Here is a 17,977-nt window from a genome sequence, read left to right as displayed (position 1 = left end):
ACCTGGAGACTGTGCCCATGCCGTTCAAATCCAAGGCGCCCGCCGCCCCCTCCCTGCACTTCAGCCTGTTGTCACTGATTGGCGCGGCCCTGGCGATCGGCGCCACCGGCTGGCTCAGCCAGGTGTCCGGTGCCTTGTGGTTGATGGCGCCGTTTGGCGCCAGCTGCGTGCTGGCCTTCGGCATGCCCGACTCGCCGCTGGCGCAGCCGCGCAACATTATCGGCGGGCACGTGATTGCCACCCTGGTGGGCCTGGCAGTGCTGCATACCCTCGGCGACAGCTGGTGGAGCGCAGCCCTGGCCGTCGGCCTGGCACTGGCCGCCATGCAGCAGACCCGCACCCTGCACGCGCCAGCCGGGGCCAACCCGCTGGTAGTGATCGCCAGCCATGCACCACTGAGCTTCGTGGTGACCCCGGTGCTTGCAGGCTCGCTGGTGATCGTCGCCGTGGCCTGGTGCCTGAACAATGCGCGCCAGGCCAACAGCTACCCGAAATACTGGTACTGATGGCGCTATGCCAAGGGCTGTTGACCACCGTCAATATGCCCCTGGCCTGCCCCGATAAAATGCTCTGAGGATATTAGAAGGAACCAACAGGCCTCCCCATGAGCGAAGAATCCACTGCCCTGCCCCTGCCCTCACCTACCGCTGAAACATCTGCGAGCACCAGCCCAAGCCCGGCACGCAAAGTTGCCAGCACCCGCCCACGCCGTCCACGTACCCCACGCAAGCCTGCAGCAAGCGCCGCTGCCGAAGCCGAAATCAGCGCCATCAGCCAACAACCAGCCGCTTTGAAAGTCGCCTCGGCGCCACGTGGCTCCAACGAAGACAGCGCCTCGGCCAAGCTGCCGGCCAGCTATCCGTACCGCAACCGCATGCGCCGCGCCGAGTACGAAAAGGCCAAGCATGAACTGCAGATCGAGTTGCTCAAGGTGCAAAGCTGGGTCAAGGAAACCGGCCAGCGCATCGTCGTGCTGTTCGAGGGCCGTGACGCCGCCGGCAAGGGCGGCACCATCAAGCGCTTCATGGAGCACCTGAACCCGCGCGGCGCGCGAATCGTCGCCCTGGAGAAGCCTTCCGAGCAGGAGAAAGGCCAGTGGTACTTCCAGCGCTATGTCCAGCACCTGCCCACGGCCGGTGAAATGGTCTTCTTCGACCGCTCCTGGTACAACCGCGCCGGGGTCGAGCGGGTCATGGACTTCTGCTCGCCGCTGCAATACCTGGAGTTCATGCGCCAGGCGCCGGAGCTCGAGCGCATGTTGTGCAACAGCGGCATCCTGTTGTTCAAGTACTGGTTCTCGGTGAACCGCGAAGAGCAGTTGCGCCGTTTCATCTCCCGTCGCGACGACCCGCTCAAACACTGGAAGCTGTCGCCGATCGACATCAAGTCGCTGGACAAGTGGGACGAATACACCGCCGCCAAGGAGGCGATGTTCTTCCACACCGACACCGCCGATGCCCCGTGGACGGTAATCAAGTCCGACGACAAGAAGCGCGCGCGGATCAACTGCATCCGCCACTTCCTGCACTCGCTGGACTACCCCGGCAAGGACCTGAGCGTCGCCCACCAGCCTGACCCGCTGCTGGTAGACCGCGCCGCGCGCGTGCTGGAAGAGGAAGACCGCGGCGAGCTGGCCCAACCGGCCTGAGCGTGCTCCAGGCCGTCGGCGGCACTTGGGTTTCCCGGCCAACTGCGATTCAATACGCAGAATTTATCCGGCTCAGCACAAGGGTTCACCGATGGCCTCCAGCAGCAAACAACAGAAACGCGCCAAGCGCGCCGCCAGCAAGGCTCGCGAGAACCGCATGGTGCGTAGCGGCCAGGCGGTCAAGAGCTCGGGCGAAAGCTCCAGCGCCAGCGTCGAGCAGGTATTCAACAAGGCGATGGAATCGGGCAGCTATACCGCCCTGTTCGAAAAAATGAAGCAAGCCCAGGACACCGGCCTGGTCGCGCTGATCTCGGTGTTCCTGGTCGACCCGCTGCTGACCCTGGTGCTCAAGGGCCACAAGGAAGAACACGCCACCGACTACATCGTCATGGTCTTCAGTGCCTATCGCAAATGGCTGGACGGCGCCGACGAGGCCACTTCCATGGCCTGGCTCGAGAGCGACGAGTTCCAGGAAGCCTACATTGCAGCTTCCGAAGCGGTGTCCAAACAGCAGAAGAAGTTCGGCTGACAGCTTGCCTGGCTCCTGATCCCCTCAATGGCGATAGCCGGATGGGGCTGCGCTGCAGCCCATCGCCGGCAAGACCGGCTCCCACCACAGTCCCTGTGGGAGCTGGCTTGCCAGCGATGGGGCCAACCAGAACACCACACCACTTCCTGCTTGAACAAAAAAGGCCGCGATCCTCACAGATCGCGGCCTTTGTCATTGCACCCGCATCAAATCAGTTGTTCAGCACCGCCCGCCCGGCCGCCTCGGCCTTGCGCTTGCGCGCCACCAGCAGCCCGGCGGCGACCACGGCAATCGACAACAAGCCGGTCGCGACGATCTCGATACGATGATCCGGACGGATCAGCATCACCGTCAGAATGCCGACAATGAAAGCGATCGTCGCCCAGGTCAGCCCCGGGAACAGCCACATCTTGAAGGCGATCTTCTCACCACGCTGCATACGCTGACGGCGCATGCGCAGTTGCGACACGGCAATCACCAGGTACACCAGCAAGGCGATGGCGCCGGAGCTGGCCAGCAGGAACTCGAACACCTGGGCAGGCGCCAGGTAGTTGGCGATCACGGTGAGGAACGCCGCCGCAGTCGACAGCACCACCGCCACATACGGGGTCCCGCTGGAGGTGGTGCGCTGGGCCATGGCCGGCGCATCGCCACGCTTGCTCAGGGAGAAGAGCATCCGCGAGGAGGTGTACAGCGCCGAGTTCAGGCAACTGGTCACGGCGATCAGCACGACGATGTCGACGATCAGCTTGGCGTTGGGGATGCCCATCAGGTTGAGCACGGTCTGGTACGAGCCGACTTCGGCCAGATCACTGTTGGTCCACGGCACCAGGGCCACGACCACGAAGATCGACACGAGGTAGAACAGGAAAATCCGCCAGATCACTGAGTTGGTGGCCTTGGTGATCTGCTTACCCGGGTCTTTCGACTCGGCGGCCGCGATGGTGACGATCTCGGTACCCATGAACGAGAACATGGTGGTGAGCATCGCCGCCAGCACCGCGCCCATGCCGTTGGGCATAAAGCCCTGGGTGTCGAACAGGTGGCTGACGCCGCTGACCTGGCTGTTGGGCAGCAGGCCGAAGATCGCTGCCACACCAAGGATGATAAAGCCGATGATCGCCACCACCTTGAGCAAGGCGAACCAGAACTCGAATTCACCGTAGTTCTTCACACTGAACAGGTTGGTCGCGGTCAGCAGCAAGGTAATCACCAGGGTAAACACCCAGACGCCGATATCGGGGAACCAGGCATGCAGGATGGTTGCTGCGGCGTTGGCCTCCAGCGGAATCACCAGCACCCAGAACCACCAGTACAACCAGCCGATGGTAAAGCCGGCCCAGTGGCCAATAGCCTTGTCGGCGTATGTCGAGAACGAACCGGTATCCGGCGAGGCGACGGCCATCTCGGCCAGCATGCGCATCACCAGCACCACCAGGGTTCCGGCCGCGGCGTAGGCCAGCAACACCGCAGGGCCGGCTTCGGCGATGGCGTGGCCGGAGCCGACGAACAGGCCGGCGCCGATGACACCGGCAATCGACAGCATGGTCACATGCCGCTGTTTGAGCCCCTGAGCGAGGTCGTTGGAATTGTGCGTACCGCTCATAAAACTACCTTTGCGAGAAATGGCGTTTTGATCCTGCTACTCGAGTCGCACTCTTCAAAAAGAGTGCTACATCCTGTTGCCGATCGATAACGCAATTACCGCGCCAGGCTGATGACCGTTCGTTCGAAAATTCTCACAGCCCCGTTTAACAAGGCTTACAGGTCTTTCGGCCAAGACTTGACCGAAAGCCCCTGAAAAACCGGCGGAATTGGCCAATTACTGAAATACCCACTTACAAATACCCTAGGTGCACCACAATCCGTCACCGGTAACACCTCATGCACTTCCTACGAACACAAAGGTACAACCCCGAGGTACAACCAAAGCCGTAAATAAAGGCCCGAACCTGTGCACAAGGTCAGAAACGACTTCCCAGAAACGGCCAAAACTGGCACCATCGCGCCTTTTTTCATCAAGGCTCCGGCCCTGGAAACGAGGGTAGGCGGACATCTGCGCGACAGTCCACTGCAGCGATGCGACACCCGCCCTCCCACCAACCGATTGCCTCTCCCGACGTTATTGGCTGTCTTCGGACCGCTATGCTAGCTTGGCGCCTCGCCAGGAAGGCCGCTAACAGCAGGAGCGCACCAGAACACATGAGGACCGCACATGGCTGAGGCCACGCCCGCGCTGGAAATCCGCAACCTGCACAAACGCTACGGCGACCAGGAAATCCTCAAGGGAATTTCGCTGACCGCGCGTGATGGCGACGTGATCTCGATCCTGGGATCCTCCGGCTCCGGCAAGTCCACTCTGCTGCGCTGCATCAACCTGCTGGAAAACCCGCACCAGGGCCAGATCCTGGTGGCTGGCGAAGAGCTCAGGCTCAAGGCGGCAAAAAACGGCGAACTGGTCGCCGCCGACAACAAGCAGATCAATCGCCTGCGCAGCGAGATCGGCTTCGTCTTCCAGAATTTCAACCTGTGGCCGCACATGAGCATCCTCGACAACATCATCGAGGCGCCGCGCCGGGTGCTGGGCCAGAGCAAGGCCGAGGCCATCGAGCATGCCGAAGCGCTGCTGAACAAGGTCGGTATCCACAACAAGCGTCACAGCTACCCGGCCGAACTGTCCGGTGGTCAGCAACAGCGTGCGGCCATCGCCCGCACCCTGGCAATGAAGCCCAAAGTCATTCTGTTCGATGAGCCGACTTCGGCCCTGGACCCGGAAATGGTCCAGGAAGTGCTCAACGTTATCCGTGCCCTCGCCGAAGAAGGCCGTACCATGCTACTGGTTACCCACGAAATGGGCTTTGCCCGCCAGGTGTCCAGCGAAGTCGTCTTCCTGCACCAGGGGCTGGTCGAAGAGCAAGGAACGCCGCAGCAGGTTTTCGAAAACCCGACCTCGGCGCGTTGTAAACAATTCATGTCCAGCAACCGCTAACGGAGCAACACGCATGCAGACCTATAAGAAATTCCTCCTGGCCGCTGCCGCCACGCTGGTGTTCTCGGCCAATGCCATGGCTGCCGAGAAACTGAAAATGGGCATCGAGGCGGCCTACCCGCCGTTCAACAACAAGGATGCCAGCGGCCAGGTGGTCGGCTTCGACAAAGACATCGGCGACGCCCTGTGCGCCAAGATGAAGGTCGAGTGTGAAGTCGTGGTCTCCGACTGGGACGGTATCATTCCAGCCCTGAACGCGAAGAAGTCCGACTTCATCGTCTCGTCCCTGTCGATTACCGACGAGCGCAAGCAGGCCGTGGACTTCACCGACCCGTACTACTCGAACAAGCAGCAGTTCATTGCCCCGAAGAACGTCGACTTCAAGACCGATGATGCTTCGCTCGCAGGCAAGACACTGGGCACCCAGCGCGCAACCCAGGCCGCTATCTGGCTGGACGATCACGGCGGTATGGACGGCAAGTTCAAAGTCAGCCTGTACGACACCCAGGAAAACGCCTACCTGGACCTGACTTCTGGCCGCGTCGATGCCCTGCTGGCTGACAAATACGCCAACTACGACTGGCTCAAGTCCGACGCCGGTAAAAACTACGAGTTCAAAGGCGAGCCGGTGAACGAAAGCGACAAGGTCGGTATCGCCGTGCGCAAAGGTGACAATGAACTGCGCAACAAGCTGAACGCCGCTCTGAAGGAAATTGTTGCCGACGGCACCTACGAGAAGATCAACAACAAATACTTCCCGTTCAGCATCTATTGATTCGCCCCGACCGGCATTGCCCTGGAGGCGATGCCGGTCCCTTGAACAAACCTGCCCATGAATATTGATCTCTACGGATTCGGTCCGGCCTTGTTGGCCGGGACGCTGATGACCGTCAAACTCGCGTTGTCGGCCCTGTTTCTGGGGCTGGTACTGGGACTGCTTGGTGCCCTGGCCAAGACCTCGCCGTACAAACCCCTGCAATGGCTGGGTGGCTTCTACTCCACGCTGGTTCGCGGCGTGCCCGAACTGCTCTGGGTGTTGTTGATTTACTTCGGCACCGTCAGCCTGATGAACCGGCTTGGCGAACTTCTGAATATTCCTGGCCTGGAGCTCAATGCCTTCGCCGCAGGTGTCATTGCCCTGGGCCTGTGCTTCGGCGCCTATGCCACGGAAGTGTTCCGTGGTGCGATCCTGGCCATTCCCAAGGGTCACCGTGAAGCCGGCCTGGCCCTCGGCCTGTCCAAAGGGCGGATCTTCTCCAAGCTGATCCTGCCGCAAATGTGGCGGATCGCGCTGCCGGGGCTGGGCAACCTGTTCATGATCCTGATGAAAGATACCGCGCTGGTCTCGGTGATCGGCCTGGAAGAAATCATGCGTCACTCGCAAATCGCCGTGACCGTGAGCAAGCAGCCCTTCACCTTCTACATGGTCGCCGCCATCATCTACCTGGGCCTGACCGTCCTTGCCATGACCGGCATGCACTTCATGGAAAAACGCGCCGCTCGCGGCTTCGTGAGGGCCAATCAATGAACTGGGAAGTCATCATCAAGTGGCTGCCACGCTTGGCCCAAGGTGCCACGCTGACGCTGGAGCTGGTAGCCATCGCGGTCATTGCCGGCCTGATCCTCGCCATTCCACTGGGCATCGCCCGCTCCTCGCGGCACTGGTACGTGCGCGCCATGCCGTACGGTTACATTTTCTTCTTCCGTGGCACACCGCTGCTAGTTCAGCTGTTCCTGGTGTACTACGGGCTGGCCCAGTTCGATGCCGTGCGTAACAGCGCCTTGTGGCCGTATCTGCGCGATCCGTTCTGGTGCACGGTGCTGACTATGACCTTGCACACTGCCGCCTACATCGCAGAAATCCTGCGTGGCGCGCTGCAGGCCATCCCCCGTGGCGAAATTGAAGCGGCGCGGGCCCTGGGCATGTCCCGGGCCAAGGCTATGATCTACATCATGCTGCCACGCGCAGCGCGCATCGGCCTGCCGGCCTACAGCAACGAAGTGATCCTGATGCTCAAGGCCAGCGCCCTGGCCAGTACCGTCACCCTGCTGGAGCTGACCGGCATGGCGCGGACCATCATCGCCCGCACCTACCTGCCGGTAGAGATCTTCTTCGCTGCGGGCCTGTTCTACCTGCTGATTTCCTTCCTGCTGGTGCAAGCCTTCAAGCAGCTGGAACGCTGGCTGCGCGTCGACGCCTGCCAGGGTCGATAAACCTGTATAACGGGGCTGATCTCAGCCCCGTTGTCGTATCCGCTCATGACCACTGCCTTTCCTCTTTCCGGTGACCAACTGCTCAGCCGCTTCCAGGCGCTGGATGGTTTTCTACGCGAGCACCAGGCACTCTGGCGGCCACGGCCTTTCACCCAGCTGGAACTGCCGTGGGAAGCCGAGCACCCGGCCCTTGCCCACTGGTTGCGCGAGCGTTCGTTGAGCGAGGCTGAGGCGGCGCACAATCACCCCGAGCAGCTAGACGCCCCCGCACCTTTTCCACAACTGGCGCGCCGGGCGGCAGAGCTGTCTGCCATCGGTGAGTTATCCAGCGTTGCTCTGCCCGCGGCAGGCCCTCGCCTGAATGTCGATGTGCCGGGGCGCAAATGGCAGCAGATCGAAGCCTTCGCCAGCCATCTGGGCTTTATCCACAACCCGCGACACTGGCTGGACTGGTGTGCAGGCAAGGGCCATCTGGGCCGGCGCTTGTTGCAGCCGCACAGCCAGCAACTGACCTGCCTGGAATACGACCCGGCGCTGGTCGAAGCCGGAATCGCCCTCAGCCAGCATCATCAGCTGCCCGCCGAACACCGCCTGCAGGATGTACTGGCCAATGACGCCGCCTTGCAACTGAATGCCGAGCACACGGCAGTCGCCCTGCACGCCTGTGGCGACCTGCATGTACGCCTGATGCAACTGGCCAGCCAGCAGGGCTGCCGCCAACTGGCCATCGCACCGTGCTGCTACAACCGCATCCAGGCGCCGCAGTACCAGCCGTTATCCACAGCCGCCAAGGCTTCTGGCTTGCAGTTGTCGATCGAAGATCTTGGCTTGCCGCTGAGCGAAACGGTTACCGCTGGTGCGCGCGTGCGCCGCCAGCGTGACCAATCCATGGCCAGGCGCCTGGGTTTCGATCTGTGGCAACGTCAGGTGCGTGGGGTGGATGAGTACCTGCCAACGCCTTCGCTACCGGTCAGTTGGCTGCACAAGCCGTTCGCCGACTACTGCCGGGGCCTTGCTGAACTCAAAGAGTTGCAGGCAGGTGCCGAGCCCGATTGGCCCGCGCTGGAAGCCGCCGGCTGGCAGCGCCTGGCCCAGGTGCGCAACCTGGAATTGCTGCGCAATCTGTTCCGCCGCCCGCTGGAATTGTGGCTGGTGCTGGATCGCGCACTGTTCCTGCAGGAACAGTCCTATCAGGTACAGCTCGGGGTGTTTTGTGAACAGCCTCTCACGCCACGCAACCTGATGCTGTTGGCCGAACGTCAGTAAAGGTGCTCAGCCTGTGGATAAGTCTGTGCGCAACCTTGCGTCGAACCCCTGCAAATTCGTGGATCCAAGCGCTTTCACAGGCTGGTCATTTTTTGTTCACCGATTAATCGCCAGCAAAAACAGCCATTTGCGCAAAGACCAACGGCGGGCGTTGGTCCGATGCAATGCGCACCTGCTTGGCATGCGGCTTGTGCATAAGCCTTCGCGCGAATAGCGCTAAGCAGGCTAAATCAGGCCAGTTTCAACAGGCTCATGCCCACCAGCAACAGCGCCAGCCCCAACCAGCCACGGCCCACCAGGCGTTGACCAAACAACGCCCAGCCCATGGCCACGGTGGCGAGGATGCCGAAGCCACCCCAGATGGCATAAGCCAGCGACAGTTCGATATCTCGCACAGCCTGAGCCAGTGCGGTAAAGGCGGCCAGCACACAGAGAATCGAGGCAATGCCCAGGCCGCGCTTTTTGAAACCGTCGGAATACTTGAGCAGCAGGTTGGCGATCACTTCCAGCACGATCGCCAGGCCCAGCCAGGCGAAGGGAATCCAGTTCATGCTCAGCATGGCAGGGCCTCCATGTTGCGCGGGGCAGGTGCGGCGCGGGTACCCGACTTGATCAGCAGGATACCGGCGATCATCACACCCAGGCCGGCGGCCTTGAGCAGGCCCAGGCTCTCGCCCAGCCAGGTGACGCTGATCAGGGTAATCAGCACGATACCGATGCCTTCCCACAGGGCGTAGGCCACGCCCACCGGCACGCGTTTTACCGCCAGTGCCAGGAAGAAGTACGACAGGCCGATCATCAGGTACATCAACCCGTGACCAAGAATCGGGAAATGACTGGCGGCGAATTTCATCGACGCGGTACCGATCACCTCAGCGGTGATGGCGATAAACAGATAGATCCAGGAACGCATGATGCCCTCCCACGGGCGACACAAGCCGAGCGAAATCGCGCTGACGGCTGCAGACAAAAAGAGAAACGAGGCTGTTTGTCGGGGGAGGCGCTAGAGGTCGCCGGTCCAGTGACGTTCACGGGAAACCAGGCGGGAGGTGAGGAGCGGAAACGCTTTAGTGTTCAACATAATGAACAACAAATTAGCTCAAGGCATCGTTAAAGTCAAATCGATAGAAAATGACTAATTAATTTTCGCGTCTTTCAGTCCGTATTTAGGTGAAAGCCCTTAAAGGTTACAGAAAGGTTCGTAAATTATATTACCCGGCCATTTTGGGGCTGCTGCGCACCCCATCGCCGGCAAGGCCGGCTCTGTGGGAGCTGGCTTGCCAGCGATTCAGCCACCGCGCAGCCTCTGACACCCCTCTCCTGCCCTCGTGTCAAAACGCCGCACCCCTACCAAAATCACAATTAATTATTGTAATACGATAATTTTTCACAAATAATGCACCCCGCTCAACTAGCACGGAGGGAAACCATGAACAGTAAGACAGTGGCTTACGCGAGATCGCGTCTGCGAGTGATCGGTGCATTCGCCGCGGTACTCGCCTGGGGTACAGGGATCGTCGAGTTCGGCGGCAACGTACTATTGTGGGTGTTCGAAAAAGCCCAGGTGCAAGGCGCCTACCTGCAAAGCTTTGGTGAAAACATGCCGCTGCTGCTGGCCCCGGACTACCAGCCTTCGCACCTGGCCCTGGGCCTGGTGATCGGCCTGGAACTGATCCCCGCCAGCCTCTCGGCTTTTGCCTTGTACCTGACCGGCTTGTTCTTCCTGCGCCTGTCGCGGGGCGAAACCTGGACGACGCAAAACATCAAGATGCTCTGGTGGGTGGGCTTGCTGTGCATCGGCTTGCCGATGGTCTGGCCGATGATCGGCACCTTGCAGGGCCTGGCGTTCTCCATCGACCTGCCCAAAGGCGAGAGAAGCTTCAGCGTATCGATCGGTGTATCATCCCAGGCGGTTTACGAGATCATGAAAGGCATCTTCCTGTGCGCCTTCTCACTCCTCATGCGTGACGCCAAAACCATCAGCGATGAACACAACTGTTATGTCTAGCTTGCCCCTATGCCGATAATTATTCGACTCGATGTAGTCATGGCCAAGAACAAGATCCGCTCCAAGGATCTGGCCGAGATTATCGGTATTACGGAGGCGAACCTGTCGTTGCTGAAAAACGGCAAGATCAAGGGTTTCAAGATGGAAACCCTCGAGAAGCTCTGTCGCGCGTTGAACTGCCAGCCAGGTGACCTGCTGGAGTTCAGCGAGGAATGAACAAGGAACTGGCAACTCGTGAGCAATTCACTCAAATGGCGCGCTGCGCTAGTGCTGGCCGTCGGCCTGCTCGGCGGCTGCGGCCCCAGCTACACCTATAGATACTCCCCACCGCCAAGCATGGCGGGCATGAACTGCATCAACTCCTGCTCGATGGAGCGCAACCACTGCAAACAGATGGCGCGCCTGCAGGAAAACAGCGACCAGGCCCTGTACCAGGCCAACTACAGAAGCTACCAGCTTTGCCAGGCCGGCAAGAGCAAAAAGGAAGCGCGCAAAAGCTGCTACTACCCCAGCTACCCGTTCAACAGCGGCTCTAGCTACTCGTGCGGCAGCGACTACGACAGCTGCTACCAGGCCTGCGGCGGCACCATCCAGCGCATCCTCAACAAAGACTGACGCCTCGAATAAACGGAATTGACTGTGGATATCATCAGATCCATCGCCCTGCTTGCGTCCGCGTTTTACCTGAGCGGCTGCGCTTTCATGTCCGACTGGCAAGTCCCGCCACCTGAGTCCAACTGGCAAGTGCCGCCCATGCAGAGGTACGGCAACCAGAGCTTCCCAGGGCCGGACTTCAGCCGCGACCACCGCGCCATCCAGCACTACCTCGACACACACAAACACTGACACTTCGACCAAACGGAATTGCCTGTGGCTATTATCAGATCCTTCCTCCTGCTGGCGTGCGCGTTTTACTTGAGCGGCTGCACGACCGGCGACTACACCCCGATGTCTGGCTGGGAAATCCCGCAGATGCAGATCTATGGCGACAAGGGTTACTCGGGCCCGGCCTACACCTGCAAGAAAAAGCACGGCTGCCGAGAGCACTGTAAAAAGCACGATTGCCGCTACAAACCGCTGATATTCGACCCCACCAAAGCCGAACCCAGCGCCACCACAATGCACCGCGGCTGGTAACAAAACACCTCGCGATAGCCGCTGAAACCGGGCATCGCGAGGAATGTTGCAGAAGTAGTTTACAGACGCAAACTGATCGCTATAATGACGCCCCTGTGCCGGTATAGCTCAGATGGTAGAGCAACTGACTTGTAATCAGTAGGTCCCGGGTTCGATTCCTGGTGCCGGCACCATACAAGGTTCCATAGAAAGCTTTCAAAGCCTCTGGAACCCCCGAAAAACCCGCCTTCTGGCGGGTTTTTTCGTTTTAGCGTTCCATCGGTTTCCGTCAGAAACTGGTGGATTCCAACCGTTTTAAGGGTAGAGTTTGGGATACAGGTCACTTCGATAAAAGGGAGTACCCTTATGTCGCGCACCACAGCTCCGCTCTCCGACGCAGCTTGCCGCTTGGCAAAACCTACAGACCGCGCCTACAAGCTTTTCGACGGCGATGGCCTCTACCTCCTAGTCCAACCCAATGGCCGCAAAGGCTGGCGGCTCCGTTACGTCAAACCTGACGGACGCGAAGGACTGACCTCGTTCGGCAACTACCCCGTCATTGGCCTCGCCGATGCACGCCGCAAGCGCTTGGAAATCAAGCGAATGCTGGCGGACGGCATTGATCCCATAGAGACCAAGCACCAAGCCAAGGCGGAAGCCGTAATCAAAGGCAGAACCTTTGAAAGCGTTGCGCTCGACTGGCATACGGAAATGTCGGCCAAGTGGGCACCAGGCCACTCCAAGACTGTGATGAGCCGCCTCAAAACCCACGTGTTCCCGCTGATCGGCGCCCGCGCCATTGTCGACCTCGACACCCATGACCTCATGCAGCCCCTGGAAGCAATCAAGAAGCGCGGAACGATAGACGTTGCTTTAAGGGTACAAAACTACCTGCAGAGCATCATGCGCGAGGCAAAACGCCTCCGACTTATAACCGCAAACCCTGCCTACGACCTCGAAGGCTTGATCAAAGCCCCGCGGGTGGTACATCGCCCCGCTCTATCCTTATCGCGACTGCCGGAACTGCAGGAGCGGATCGACACCTATAAAGGCCGGGCACTTACCCGTCTGACGGTGATGCTGTCGCTGCATGTGTTTGTACGATCCAGCGAGCTGCGTTTCGCCCGCTGGAGCGAGTTCGACCTCAAGCGCGGCACCTGGGAGATACCGGACACTCGACCCGCGCTGGAGGGAGTACCCTTTTCCACAAGGGGTACGAAGATGGCAGGGGATATCCATTTAGTACCCTTATCGCCGCAAGCAGTGGCGCTACTCGAAAAAATCCATGCACTCACAGGCAAATTCGCATTGGTCTTCGCAGGGGATGCCAAACCCTGGAAGCCCATGTCCGAAAATACCGTGAACAACGCGCTTCGGACGATGGGATACGACACCAAAACCGATATCTGCGGACATGGGTTTCGTTCGATGGCCTGCAGCGCACTGATCGAGTCAGGGCTGTGGTCCGAGACCGCCATTGAAAGGCAAATGAGCCACAAGGAGCGCAACAACGTCCGCGCCGCTTACATCCACAAGGCCGAGTTCATCGAGGAGCGCAGACTGATCATGAACTGGTGGAGCCGGTATCTGGAGGCCAACCGGCAGGAGCATGTTACTCCACACGAATTTGCCAACCAGATTGGAGATAACGTTACTCGGATAAAGGCGAAGCCTGGCATTGGCGCAGAGAGGAGGAATTGATATGGATATCTCAACCGCACAAAGCATCAAGCTCGCCATTGTGTCGGCAACCGGACTGTCAAAAGACGCGCTGCATATTTATTTGGGCATGGCGATCTATTTAACGTTGATCGTCGGCACCCGACGATTCAGGCCATACCTTGGCTGGCTGGTTGTTTTCATCATTGCGTGTGCTGGCGAGTGGGTAGATCGGCGAGACGATATTGGAAGCTTCGGATACTGGCGCTGGCAGGCAAGCGCTCACGACGTTCTCAACACGTTGTTTTGGCCGACGGTGCTAACACTGCTTTGGCTTTTAAAGTGCCGCAGTAAAGTAAGCGTACATCCGTAAGACTCTCGCAATCTGCTCTGCCACGCGGGTCCATCCAAACAGGGCTGCAAAGCCGCCCTGCTTGGATGGACCTCACTTAAAAATCTAAAGCCCACACAACTGTCTGTGGAAAACCACTGATTTCCACCGGTGGATAATTTCATCCACAGCCGCAGAACTCCCGAAAATTGGAGTCTTGACCCGAATTATCCACAGGCGTAGAAAAGATTGGGCAAAGCGCTGTCGTCGACAGCAACCCAGGTAGCCAGAACCTTTAAGGCTACGCCACACCGTGGTGGTTCTCCCAAAGTGCGATTAGCGTCCGGCGGCTCGCACGGTCACAGCGATGTGATGGATGCCTACTTTTATCAGTGTGCCCACTGCGGCAACTCATACTCTTTCATAGCTGCCCTGCAGCAACCTATTCGCTTGGCCATTTTCTTGCGCCAACCTGCGCCCGTCTCTTTCTTCCGGAAAGAGACGGGCGCTCCTACCGCTGCTGCAGCCCAACTCGTACAAGGCATTGCGGCATTTCCCCTCGTGACAATCGGCGTGACAAACACCGAAGTCACCAGCAACAGCGATGCAGGTGATGGTGCTGCAGCCCAGGGAATGGACTGCACCTGACTGACAGTCAGGCATGCCCCGGTCATCGCTTCACTGCCTTCACCCGACTCAGGATCTCGCGGCGCCGGCCTCGTCAGCCAGCGCAGCTTCCACCCGCCCACTTCTTCGGAAGTGCTCAGGAGGCCAGATCATGAGATGCCCAAGCTCCCGGTCGTAAAGAGCCGCCAGTCCCGCGTCAGTGGACAACCCTCACAGGCCGCAGGGGCCTTGATCCCTGATAACACTCAACATTCTTGGCGGGATGACGTGGGGAAAGTTTCAAAGATTTTGGCTTCGAGAGGAGTTTGATCATGGCATTGGTAGGCAGACGGGATGGGCGAAATTTTGGATATGGCCGGCAGTTGAGCTATGCCGGGACACAAGCATTGCGTGATCTTTTTGGCGGCGGCCATTACGGCACGGTCAAAGCGCACAGTGATCGCTGGCAGGCGTTTGTACGCTGGTGTCGCTCGGAGGATGGTCCTGGGTTTAACGATGCGCGAAAAATTGATCGGCAGACCTTGCTGAACTACGCGATACATCTGCGTCACCGAGTTGAACAAGGCGAGCTCGCCATCGCCACCGCGCAAAACCGACTGTCCAGCGTGAACCGAACGATGGCGGCACTTCGCGGTGATCGGTATGTGAAAGTGCCGAGCCCGAGCAAGGCGCTGGGAATGCAGCGCACTACGGTCCGTACAACAGCCCCGCAAGGCCAAGAACGCGAACAAGTAATGCGGATCTTCAACGCGCTTTGCGAGCAGCATCCACGCGCCGCAGCGATTGTGCACCTGGCACGAGCCACTGGGATGCGCTTGCGCGAGGCCATTTTGGCCGACCTTCCGCGCTTAAAACGTGAAGCCGAACAATACGGCAAGATCAACATCCAGGACGGCACCAAAGGTGGCCGCTGCGGTGCAACAGCACCTCGCTGGATCATGATGGACGAGCATATCCGAGATGCGATCAGGTTCGCAGACTTGGTTTCACCCAATGATAGCCGCAACCTGCTTGCGCCAACCGAAAGCTATCTCGACTTCCAACAGCAAGTCGTCCGCCCCGCAAGAGACATCCTCCATCAGCAATGCCTCAAAGGCTTCCACGAGTTACGGGCAGCCTATGCGTGCGATCGCTATAAACAAATCACACATCACCGGGCACCGATCTCCGGAGGCAGGTGCTACCAGTTCAACCGACAGGTCGATCAAGAGGCTCGAGCACAAATCAGCTACGAACTTGGACACGGACGCATCGACGTGGTATCGGCTTACATCGGTGGCCAAGTATGAGCAAATCATTCAACATCGAAATTTTCCTAACCGGGGTGCTTACCGGATCGAATGCGACTCGCCAGCGCCATGTACGTCAGGCAAAGCTTATCCATGAAGCAATCTCGAAGCGCTGGCATCTTGACAACCCATGGAACTGGAAGCGAAAACATTTGTTGTGGTTTATTGAGCACCACAAAAAAAACAAAGCGGAGGTAACACGATATAGGTATAAGTTAACAATAAACCTGATAGCGAAACGACTTGGAAAAAACTGGTGCTTTTTAACAGAACTATCTCCACCTACGGTCAATGCAGAGCTCCACATTAGAAATATCCAACACGTGAATCGTTAGCACAAACCAAACAACGAGAACCAATTAGAGATAAGCAGAGCGGACTCCAGACACAACCAGTACTCACCTACAAAACTATCGCAAACCTCGAAAAAGGAAGAGCTTGGTGAACCCAATAAAATTCACAAAAATCAGAATCGATAACATTGAGATATTATTTAAAGAAGGTGCGAACTACATAATAGGAAATAGCAACACAGGAAAAACCACGATATTCAACTGCATGAGATATGTCCTTGGCTTAACCAAAGAGCTGAAACACAAAAACATCAATCAAGTTGAGATCTCAATAAGCGTCAAAAATCAAGCCATGACCTTCTCCCGGGAGAATGATAGCCCGGCATTAACCATCTCAACTAATGATAAAGTTGAACGATACAGGGCACTTTCCACAGAGCTAAATAATTTTTTCAATGCGATCTTAGAGCCAAACTTTCTATACGAAAGCGCCTTAGAGTCATCGTTAAAAATATTAGACTTTTGCTTCCTGCCCGAGGCTTTCCAGATTAACAGAAAAGCCAACTGGGATGCCGTCCGCTTAATTTGTGGATTTAATATTTCAATGCTCGCAAGTGTAGAAAAAGACATCACCACACTTGGCAGTGAAGTTCTAAAAAACAGACAGATAGAAAATGCAGTAAATGCATTTACAAAAAAACTAATTGAAGACAGCAAAAACCAAAACACAAGCGACCTTGAATTAATAATTGGAAATACAAAACAAAACTTCTTCGAAGAGCACAGAAGCAAAGAAGACCTCTTATTCAACGTCACCATGAAACTCGAAGAATTTAAAACAAAATCAAACAGCCAACTAACTAAAAAACTTTCTGAGTTTGAGCACTCCTACTTAAATCTTATGAGTTTGGCGGATATCAACGATCAAGATTTCTCAACAATAGAACAATTAATCATAGAAAGAAAAAGTTCGCATGGAATGGAACGCATATCAAAATTAATACTCAGCCTAGCCATTGCACACGTATCAGGCGACAACCAGAAAACCTATAACCATCCGATGTTTCTAATTAATGACCACACCAGCTCGGGGATTTTTCCAAGCCTTAACCATACAATACGACCTACGATTGCCGAGGCAATATCACGAACTCCAGAACTACAATATATAGAATTCACATACAATGAAAATATCTCCCTGTCAGACGTAGTTATTGATCTAAACAAGGAGGGCTTTTAAATGCCTTCAATCACATCCAGGATGTCACTAGGAGAAAAGTTCACGTTAGTTATCTCGGTATTAAGTTTCATCGTCGGTTTTTTTGGACTTGCTTTAAGCGAAAGCGTATCAAATCTTTATAGTGATGCTAAAATTTTCGCAACCAAAGATTCCAGCAACTTAAACTCACTAACCGGTCAAGAAGGCTACATAGGAGTCATCACCATTTCCAACCGCGGCATTAGCGCCTCGGAAAAAATGAAACTGGTAATTTCATTTGACTCTACCCCTCCTAAATATGAGGTCACGAGCGATGAAGAAATCAGTAAGTCAGAAACGAACGGAAACGATATAAAAATCTTCTTAGATAGGCTATCGAAGGACGCAAAAATAAAATTTACGATGTACTCCAAACTTCCTATCTCTTACAGAATCCAGTATATCGATAACAAAGGGAAGGGCCCCATCGAACTGGAAGATCACTCCAAACAAGACAATATAAAAGAAATAATACTTCTTCTAGTAACAATAATTTCGATATTGGTCATATTTTACATATTTAGACGTCACGCAGAAACTTTAGTAACCGAAAAAATAAATTCGCACTACATCGAATTACAAAGCAAAATTAGCGAGTTGCGCGATGAAATTGGAAATATCGAAATATTGATTAGCGAACCTTCAAATAGTAGCGCACCAATTACTGAAGAGACATCAAAGGGCTTTACTCAACGACTGGCTGATTTTATGTTAAAAACCTAACACCAAAACACATTATAAAAATACTCG

The 17,977-nt window shown here is 56.7% G+C and carries 21 protein-coding genes and 1 tRNA gene; 19 read left to right on the top strand and 3 right to left on the bottom strand.

Features of this window, described 5'->3' with window-relative positions:
- Positions 1 to 17: 17 nt before the first annotated feature.
- The 3 genes from F8N82_RS26610 to F8N82_RS26600 all read left to right on the top strand — a co-directional run bounded on the left by F8N82_RS26610 (position 18) and on the right by F8N82_RS26600 (position 2,177).
- Positions 18 to 506: an HPP family protein gene (locus F8N82_RS26610; RefSeq protein ID WP_038998287.1), complete on the top strand. Its 489-nt coding sequence runs from the start codon at positions 18 to 20 to the stop codon at positions 504 to 506.
- Between the two features lie 98 nt (positions 507 to 604).
- Positions 605 to 1,648, top strand: a complete 1,044-nt coding sequence (gene ppk2, locus F8N82_RS26605) for a polyphosphate kinase 2 (protein WP_038998286.1) — start codon at positions 605 to 607, stop codon at positions 1,646 to 1,648.
- A 91-nt stretch (positions 1,649 to 1,739) separates the two neighbouring features.
- Positions 1,740 to 2,177 (top strand): hypothetical protein, encoded by a 438-nt coding sequence (locus F8N82_RS26600; RefSeq protein ID WP_038998284.1) that lies wholly within the window; start codon positions 1,740 to 1,742, stop codon positions 2,175 to 2,177.
- A 211-nt stretch (positions 2,178 to 2,388) separates the two neighbouring features.
- Here F8N82_RS26600 and gabP read toward each other — a convergent pair whose 3' ends face one another.
- Positions 2,389 to 3,783: a GABA permease gene (gabP, locus tag F8N82_RS26595; protein WP_038998283.1), complete on the bottom strand. Its 1,395-nt coding sequence runs from the start codon at positions 3,781 to 3,783 to the stop codon at positions 2,389 to 2,391.
- Between the two features lie 609 nt (positions 3,784 to 4,392).
- On the opposite strand from gabP, the gene F8N82_RS26590 reads away from it, so the two are divergent.
- The 5 genes from F8N82_RS26590 to F8N82_RS26570 are packed head-to-tail and all read left to right on the top strand — an operon-like array spanning position 4,393 to position 8,646.
- Positions 4,393 to 5,166 (top strand): ABC transporter ATP-binding protein, encoded by a 774-nt coding sequence (locus F8N82_RS26590; protein WP_038998282.1) that lies wholly within the window; start codon positions 4,393 to 4,395, stop codon positions 5,164 to 5,166.
- A 13-nt stretch (positions 5,167 to 5,179) separates the two neighbouring features.
- Positions 5,180 to 5,941: an ABC transporter substrate-binding protein gene (locus tag F8N82_RS26585; protein WP_038998280.1), complete on the top strand. Its 762-nt coding sequence runs from the start codon at positions 5,180 to 5,182 to the stop codon at positions 5,939 to 5,941.
- Between the two features lie 57 nt (positions 5,942 to 5,998).
- Positions 5,999 to 6,694 (top strand): ABC transporter permease, encoded by a 696-nt coding sequence (locus tag F8N82_RS26580; RefSeq protein ID WP_038998279.1) that lies wholly within the window; start codon positions 5,999 to 6,001, stop codon positions 6,692 to 6,694.
- Entirely contained in the window at positions 6,691 to 7,380 is a 690-nt protein-coding gene (locus tag F8N82_RS26575) for an ABC transporter permease (protein WP_038998277.1), read from the top strand. Before F8N82_RS26580 ends, F8N82_RS26575 begins: the two co-directional genes overlap by 4 nt.
- Before the next feature lie 45 nt (positions 7,381 to 7,425).
- Positions 7,426 to 8,646 carry a methyltransferase gene (locus F8N82_RS26570; protein ID WP_038998275.1) on the top strand — a complete coding sequence of 407 codons (1,221 nt, stop codon included), beginning with the start codon at positions 7,426 to 7,428 and terminating at the stop codon, positions 8,644 to 8,646.
- Positions 8,647 to 8,876: 230 nt separating this feature from the next.
- Here the strand turns inward: F8N82_RS26570 and mdtI are convergent, their stop codons facing one another.
- A complete protein-coding gene (gene mdtI / locus F8N82_RS26565; RefSeq protein WP_038998274.1) occupies positions 8,877 to 9,206 on the bottom strand; it encodes a multidrug/spermidine efflux SMR transporter subunit MdtI in 330 nt (109 codons plus the stop codon).
- On the bottom strand, positions 9,200 to 9,559 hold the full coding sequence (locus F8N82_RS26560) for a multidrug/spermidine efflux SMR transporter subunit MdtJ (protein ID WP_038998273.1): 360 nt from the start codon (positions 9,557 to 9,559) through the stop codon (positions 9,200 to 9,202). The genes mdtI and F8N82_RS26560 overlap by 7 nt, the downstream gene beginning before the upstream one ends.
- Before the next feature lie 516 nt (positions 9,560 to 10,075).
- Here F8N82_RS26560 and F8N82_RS26555 point away from each other — a divergent pair.
- The 11 genes from F8N82_RS26555 (at position 10,076) to F8N82_RS26505 (ending at position 17,950) form a co-directional block, all read left to right on the top strand.
- Entirely contained in the window at positions 10,076 to 10,654 is a 579-nt protein-coding gene (locus F8N82_RS26555) for a hypothetical protein (protein WP_010221300.1), read from the top strand.
- Positions 10,655 to 10,663: 9 nt separating this feature from the next.
- Positions 10,664 to 10,870, top strand: a complete 207-nt coding sequence (locus tag F8N82_RS26550) for a helix-turn-helix domain-containing protein (protein ID WP_010221299.1) — start codon at positions 10,664 to 10,666, stop codon at positions 10,868 to 10,870.
- An 18-nt stretch (positions 10,871 to 10,888) separates the two neighbouring features.
- On the top strand, positions 10,889 to 11,269 hold the full coding sequence (locus F8N82_RS26545; RefSeq protein ID WP_038998272.1) for a hypothetical protein: 381 nt from the start codon (positions 10,889 to 10,891) through the stop codon (positions 11,267 to 11,269).
- 24 nt (positions 11,270 to 11,293) lie between these two features.
- On the top strand, positions 11,294 to 11,500 hold the full coding sequence (locus F8N82_RS26540; RefSeq protein WP_038998271.1) for a hypothetical protein: 207 nt from the start codon (positions 11,294 to 11,296) through the stop codon (positions 11,498 to 11,500).
- 24 nt (positions 11,501 to 11,524) lie between these two features.
- Positions 11,525 to 11,791, top strand: a complete 267-nt coding sequence (locus F8N82_RS26535) for a hypothetical protein (protein ID WP_036994997.1) — start codon at positions 11,525 to 11,527, stop codon at positions 11,789 to 11,791.
- Positions 11,792 to 11,888: 97 nt separating this feature from the next.
- Positions 11,889 to 11,964 (top strand) — tRNA-Thr (locus F8N82_RS26530).
- A gap of 172 nt (positions 11,965 to 12,136) precedes the next feature.
- Positions 12,137 to 13,471, top strand: a complete 1,335-nt coding sequence (locus F8N82_RS26525; protein WP_150776908.1) for a tyrosine-type recombinase/integrase — start codon at positions 12,137 to 12,139, stop codon at positions 13,469 to 13,471.
- A 1-nt stretch (position 13,472) separates the two neighbouring features.
- Positions 13,473 to 13,802, top strand: coding sequence for a hypothetical protein (locus tag F8N82_RS26520; protein WP_072434748.1), 330 nt, complete (start codon positions 13,473 to 13,475; stop codon positions 13,800 to 13,802).
- 896 nt (positions 13,803 to 14,698) lie between these two features.
- Positions 14,699 to 15,676: an integrase domain-containing protein gene (locus F8N82_RS26515; protein ID WP_150776907.1), complete on the top strand. Its 978-nt coding sequence runs from the start codon at positions 14,699 to 14,701 to the stop codon at positions 15,674 to 15,676.
- Between the two features lie 441 nt (positions 15,677 to 16,117).
- Positions 16,118 to 17,209, top strand: coding sequence for an ATP-binding protein (locus F8N82_RS26510; RefSeq protein WP_191626729.1), 1,092 nt, complete (start codon positions 16,118 to 16,120; stop codon positions 17,207 to 17,209).
- Positions 17,210 to 17,950, top strand: a complete 741-nt coding sequence (locus tag F8N82_RS26505) for a hypothetical protein (RefSeq protein WP_150776905.1) — start codon at positions 17,210 to 17,212, stop codon at positions 17,948 to 17,950.
- Positions 17,951 to 17,977: the final 27 nt, after the last annotated feature.

It is taken from the genome of Pseudomonas fluorescens (assembly GCF_902497775.2).
GTDB classification, from domain to species: domain Bacteria; phylum Pseudomonadota; class Gammaproteobacteria; order Pseudomonadales; family Pseudomonadaceae; genus Aquipseudomonas; species Aquipseudomonas putida_F.
Note: the sequence above shows the minus strand (reverse complement) of the source record. Positions and strands in the feature narration are given on the sequence as shown.